Below are 4,790 nucleotides of genomic sequence, written 5' to 3' on the forward strand. Positions count from 1 at the left end.
GCGCAGGTCTGCTCCTGGACCGACTCACCGGACGGCCGGTTCGTGGTGGACCGGCTCGACGGCGGAGTGGTCATCGCGTGCGGCGACTCCGGCGAGGGCTTCAAGTTCTCCGCATTGATGGGGGAGGTGCTCGCCGATCTCGCAGAGGGGCGCACGCCGGACGCCGACGTCGCGGCACTGTCGCGGGCGCGGTTCGCGGGCGGAGTGCCCGAGCGCACCGGACCGCACGTGCTGGGGCGGCACTAGTGGATTCGTGGTGGCATCGCGGGGTGGCGCGGAACGGCGTGTGTCACAGTTGATCGGTGAAGTACGGCAAGGACTGGGAGCCGAAGACGGTCGACTGGTCCTCGACGCGGGGCCGCATCCTGCTCGCGTCATCGATTCTGTTCGCCCAGCGTGGCTACTTCGGCACGTCGACGCGCGACATCGCCGACGCCGTTCGGATTCGCCAGCCCTCGCTCTTTCACCACTTCCAGGCCAAGCACGAGATCTTCCGGGCCCTCGTCGAACTCGACCTCGGGCCGTCGATCGGCCGGATGAACCAGCGCCTCGACGAGCCGTCGAGCTGGGCCGAGAAGCTCCACCTCGCCATCGCGTGCGACGTCCGAGAGATCCTGGTCCAGCCGTTCGACGCACGGGGCCTGTATCAGGATGCCGTCCTCGCGCTCGAGGACTTCGCGGCCGAGCGGGAGGGCATCGCGTTGTTCCACGACCAGATCGAACTCGTCATCGATCGGGGCAGCGACGCCGGTGAATTCATCCCGTGTGAACCAAGTTTCGTGGTGCGCGCGATCAACGGCACGCTGTTCGAGACGCTGCGTGAACAAGGTGGTCCATCCGGACCCACGCGACGCGATCGCCCATTGCAGGCGGCCGACTTCGTCGTGCGGTCCCTGCTGGTCGACCAGTCCCGGCTGCCTGCGGTCCGGAAAGTCACGCGGACCAGGCTCCGCGATCTCGAACTGACCACCTCTCGCTGACCGCCGCGGGCACCCGCATCGGGTGTGCGGTGGGTCGCGAACGCAGCAGAATCCGCGATCTTCCAGCACTTTCGGTGATTGATCGGCGGCTCGTGAAGACTGCGTTAAGTGGTGTTACGAGTTCCGTCAAATGGTTCCCTATCGGCCGATAGTGGCCTATCGTTCGATAGGACGGCCGGTGTGACCTGGCTTACACGCGGCTGAACAGCTGACATCTGGAGGAAAAGGTGAAGAACACATTGATCGCCGGACTTGCCGGCGTGGCGCTCTTCGGGCTAGTGGGTTGTTCGTCGTCACCCGACGAAGCGGCGCCGAGTCCAACGGTCCCGGCGAAGGTGCAGCCGCCCGCGATCCTCGACGCGGGCACACTCACGATCTGTGCACCGAACGACGGAACGCCTCCGAACGTCTATCACGATGAGTCGGGAAAGCTGGTCGGCAGTGAGGTCGACCTGGGTGCGGCGCTGGCCGCCCAGATGGGTCTCAAGTCGAAGTTCCACGAATCATCCTTCGCCACAGTAATTCCCACGCTGCAGGCCAAGCAGTGCGACGTGATCATGGCGCAGCTCTACATCAAGCCCGAGCGTGAGGCCGTCGTCGACTTCGTGCCCTACGTCTACTCGGGCACCGGCATCGCCGTGTCCAAGGAGAAACCCGCAGCCATCACCGGTCTGGATGACAGCCTGTGCGGCAAGAAGGTGATCCTGGCCGTTGCGACCACCGCCGAGTCGCTGGCACAGGAGCAGTCGGACAAGTGCACGGCCGCCGGAAAGCCTCCGGTGGACATCACCCGGGCCAACCAGGCCGACGTGTCGATTCAACAGGTGCAGAACGGTCAGGTCGACGCCTACATGGATACCGCCGAGACCCTGGGGTACTACGCCACCAAGACCGGTGCGCAGATCCAGTCGGTCGGCAAGCCGTTCGGCACCATCAAGATCGGGGCGGCCACTCTGAAGGGCAATACCGCGCTGCACGATGCGATCGCCCAGGCGCTCGGCGAGCTACAGAGCAACGGCACCTACAAGAAGATCCTCGATCAGTGGGGTATGACCGCCCTCGACATCAACAGCTGACCGGTCGGCTCATCGAAAGGCTATGTCGTGCAGTTTGACTGGCACTTCTTCTGGAAGTCGCTGTTCACGCCCAGTGAGGCCTTCGTCAATGGGCTGATCCTGACGATCGTGATCTCCGTAATCGCCATGGTGCTGGCCACCCTGGTCGGGTTGGCCGTTGCGCTGACGCGGCGGTCCCGGTGGGCCGCGCTCCGCTGGTGCGCGGGGTTCTACATCTGGGTGATCCGCGGAACGCCGCTGCTCGTGCAGTTGGTGATCATCTACACCGGTCTGGCGGCCATCGGGCTCTACCAGTTCCACGACGTGTCGTTCGTCGGCCTGTCGGCCAAGGCCGCCGTGCAGGCCGCCGTCCTCGGTCTGATGATCAACGAGAGCGCCTACATCGCCGAGATCATCAGGGCGGGACTCGATTCCGTGCCGAAGGGACAGTTCGAGGCAGCCGCGTCGCTGGGCATGACTCCCGCGAGACTCATGCGGTTCATCATCGTGCCTCAGTCGCTGCGCGTCATGGTGCCACCGATGGGCAACTCCTTCAACGGAATGATGAAGACCACCTCGGTGCTGTCGGTCATCGGCGTCAGCGAGATGTTCCTCGTCACGCAGTCGATCAGCTCTGCCACGTTTCACACGTTCGAGATCTTCATCGTCGCCGCCATCTACTACCTCGCGCTCACCACCGTGTGGACGTTCATCCAGGCAGGCATCGAGAACCGATTGACCCGTCAGCTCGGAATCGAACAGCGGGTGTCCATCACACAGCGACTGCTCGGGGCGCGGCGCGCAACGGCCAACGCAACTCTGCAGCCACACGGATGACAAGACGCACCAAGGAGATCGACATGACTGCGAACACCGCACTCGATGCCCCGATCGTGTCGGTCAGGAACGCGTGCTGCACCCTGGGTGGTCGTCGAGTGCTCAACGAGGTGAACCTCGACGTCGGTCGCGGCCAGGTCGTGGTGCTCATCGGTCCGTCGGGGGCGGGCAAGACGACGCTTCTGAGATCGCTGAATCACCTCGAGACGCTCGACAGCGGGGAAGTGCTCATCGGCGGGGTGTCGATCGCGCACCGCGAGACGGGCTCGCCGCGCAAGGTCGGCACCGCCGAATTGGCGCGTCGGCGACGCGAGAGCGGGTTCGTCTTCCAGCATTTCAACCTGTTTCCGCACATGACTGCGCTCGAGAACGTCTGGAATGCGCCCGTCAGGGTGCTCGGCCACCCGAAGGAGAAGGCACGTGCGGACGCGCGGGCACTCCTCGACCGCGTAGGGTGGGGGGACAAGGGCGAATCTCGTCCGAGCCAACTCTCCGGTGGCCAGCAGCAACGTGTCGCGATCGCACGCGCGCTCGCGATGCGGCCCAAGGTGATGCTGGTCGCCGAGCCCACCAGTGCGCTCGACGTCGAGATGGTCGGCGAGGTTCTCGAGGTGATGCGCGAACTCGCGCGGGACCAGATGACGATGGTGGTGGTGACGCACGAGATGAGGTTCGCCCGTGACGTCGCCGATCGCATCGTCGTCATGGACGCGGGCCGCATCATCGAAGACGCCGCGCCCAGCGAGCTGTTCGCCAGCCCGAAGAACGAACGCACCAAGGCATTCCTGTCGACCATCCAGTGAGCGGTCAGTCGCGCCCGACTGCCGAGTCAGCCTCAAGAGAAAGTAGCTCAACCGTGCGAATACCCACGTCCTTCACCGGCGCGGCCGCCACGCCACACGCGATGGCCACGGACGCGGCGACGGCCGCCTTCCGCGACGGCGGCAGCGCGATCGACGCCGCGATCGCTGCGGCGGCGGTGCTGACCGTGGTCTACCCACACAACGTGGCACTCGGCGGCGACCTCATCGCATTGGTGCGCACTCCCGATGGCATCGTGACGTGTGTCAACGCCTCGGGTTGGGCAGGCGCCGATGCCGACGCCGAGACGATACGCGCCAGGTACGGGTCTGTCATGCCCAGCCGGGGCGCCGACACAGTCACGGTGCCCGGCGGGGTCCGGGGGTGGGAGACGTTGCGCAGCTTCGGTAGTCGTCTCCCATGGGACCGTCTACTCCGGCCCGCCGAGGAAGCTGCCGAGCGAGGGGTGCCGGTCGCCGCATCGCTGGACGCCCATCTCGCCGACCCCGAGAATGCCGACCTCATCGGTCTCGAGGACTTCGACCGAGTGTTCCGGCCCGGCGGGAGACTGCTGCGCGGCGGCGAGGAGTTCCGGCAGCCCGAACTCGCCGCGACGTTTGCAGCGCTGCGGGCGTGCGGTCCGGACGAGTTCTACACCGGCGCCCTCGCCGCGCGCACGCTGGAGTACCTGCGCGCCCGTGGCTCCGTGCTGAACGGTGCCGACTTTGCCGAGTTCCAGCCCGAGTCCACCGCGCCGTTGGCGGTCGACTTCCGCGGCGTGACGGTGTTGACGAGTCCGCCGAACACCCACGGGTTCATGATGCTTCGGGCTCTGCGAGCCATCGAGAGCATCGGCGTCGAGGCTCCGCTCGGCGACGGGATCGGTACTCTGATGCGGGTTTTCCATCACGGCAACTGGCTCCGCTCGGCCCGCCTGGCCGACCCGCGCATGGCCGGCGTGGACGTCGCCGCGTTGGTGGACGGCGATCTCCGAGCCGTCACCCCGGTCGGCGAACGACCCGAGGTCGTTGGGTCGGTTGCCCGCGGTGACACGGTCGGCGTCGCCGCTGCCGACGGCGACGGGATCGCGGTGTCTCTGATCCAGAGTGTCTACCAC

Annotated in this window: 6 protein-coding genes; all 6 read left to right on the top strand. The window is 66.1% G+C overall.

The genetic code is table 11. The features are described 5' to 3' along the window. Positions 1–246, top strand: a 246-nt coding sequence (locus tag ACRDUX_RS36385) for an FAD-dependent oxidoreductase (protein ID WP_526421640.1), incomplete at its 5' end; no start/stop codon positions are given. A 56-nt stretch (positions 247–302) separates the two neighbouring features. Beyond that, positions 303–980, top strand: a complete 678-nt coding sequence (locus ACRDUX_RS36390; protein ID WP_526421642.1) for a TetR/AcrR family transcriptional regulator — start codon at positions 303–305, stop codon at positions 978–980. 227 nt (positions 981–1,207) lie between these two features. Beyond that, entirely contained in the window at positions 1,208–2,056 is an 849-nt protein-coding gene (locus tag ACRDUX_RS36395; protein WP_526421644.1) for an ABC transporter substrate-binding protein, read from the top strand. Positions 2,057–2,083: 27 nt separating this feature from the next. Then, a complete protein-coding gene (locus ACRDUX_RS36400) occupies positions 2,084–2,872 on the top strand; it encodes an amino acid ABC transporter permease (protein WP_526421646.1) in 789 nt (262 codons plus the stop codon). Between the two features lie 23 nt (positions 2,873–2,895). Next, positions 2,896–3,675, top strand: a complete 780-nt coding sequence (locus ACRDUX_RS36405) for an amino acid ABC transporter ATP-binding protein (RefSeq protein WP_526421648.1) — start codon at positions 2,896–2,898, stop codon at positions 3,673–3,675. 53 nt (positions 3,676–3,728) lie between these two features. After that, on the top strand, positions 3,729–4,790 hold a 1,062-nt coding region (locus ACRDUX_RS36410), incomplete at its 3' end, for a gamma-glutamyltransferase (protein ID WP_526421650.1).

Source organism: Mycobacterium sp. (assembly GCF_050701675.1).
GTDB lineage: Bacteria > Actinomycetota > Actinomycetes > Mycobacteriales > Mycobacteriaceae > Mycobacterium.